The sequence below is a fragment of the Mesonia aquimarina genome (assembly GCF_003667275.1).
GTDB classification, from domain to species: Bacteria; Bacteroidota; Bacteroidia; order Flavobacteriales; family Flavobacteriaceae; genus Mesonia; species Mesonia aquimarina.
The window spans coordinates 1-1184 of sequence record NZ_RCNV01000025.1; the positions used below are offsets into that span (position 1 = coordinate 1).

1 pseudogene is annotated in these 1184 nt (G+C 42.2%); it reads right to left on the minus strand.

Features of this window, described 5'->3' with window-relative positions:
- Positions 1-1184: pseudogene (locus tag D9R05_RS15415) on the minus strand (hypothetical protein); the annotation flags it as partial.

The following is a 1184-nucleotide window of genomic DNA, read 5'->3' on the forward strand; positions in this document are numbered from 1 at the left end:
GCGTAACGTACCCAAACTGTTAAAGGACTTACTCCTTGGTTAGAATACGCAGTGGGAACACCGATTGGATTGGTGGAAGAAAGAGCATCGGCTTCACTAGTGTAATAAGCTAGCGTGTAAAGTGATGGATCTGCATCTCCATAAATAGTTGATTCATTCTCGGTCAAATCAAATATAGCGGTGGTATCTCCATCGGCCTCATCACAAGAAAATAAATCTTCTAATTCTGCTGCAAAGCTGGGTAAACTACGAACCTCTAAGGTTAATTCTACATAACGGTAACAACCCGTCACAGTATTGGTAGAACGTGCATAAATCACTTGACTAAAGGCTGTTGTGTTCCCATATAAAGTCGGCAGCTCATCAGAGGCAAAACCCTCTTCGGCATCTTCAGCAGTCGCATAGTAACTAATTGCTACATCGGCTTCTCCATTGGCTATCAAATCATCCTGAGTGCTTAAATCAAATTCTGCAAAACCATCATTATCATCATCGCACACAATATAAGGATCAAGCTCTGAGCTAGGAGTCGGTGATGGAAGTGGATTGACCACTAAGGTTAAGGTGGTAGCTATACTACAAGCATTCTCATCGGTCACTACTGCTGTAATCGTTTGCTCGTTCATCGTGTTGGTATAAGCACTTGGTGTGGCTATAGCATTGGAGACATCTACCTGAGTAGGATCATCAGTTGCATACCAACTTACACTATAACTGCTATTATTATTGGTGATAAATCCTTCTTGAGTCGTTAAATCAAATACACTCAATTCATCGATATCACTACCGCTGGCTAGATCATCACAAACCGCTAAAGGAGCAGGCTGACTGATTGTTGGTAAAGGGTTTACCTCAAGTGTTAACTCTACTACATTGTAACAACCCGTTGGTGTCGTGGTATCGGTTACACGTATCCAAATGCTTTCCGGATTGGTTTCATTTTCATAACCACCTGGATTGGTGATTGCATTGACTCCGTCTTCGGCTTCTTGCTCTTCTTGGTGATACGTAACTGAAAAAGGTGTTGGGTCTTGACCATTCAATACCTCGTCTTCTACTTGGGTTAAATCAAAAATGGAAAAGCCATCCCCATCATCATCGCATTGAGAAAGTGCTTCTGCTGGTGCCTCGATCATAGGACTATCATATACTTCTAAGGCAAGCTCGGTTTGTAATACACAGCC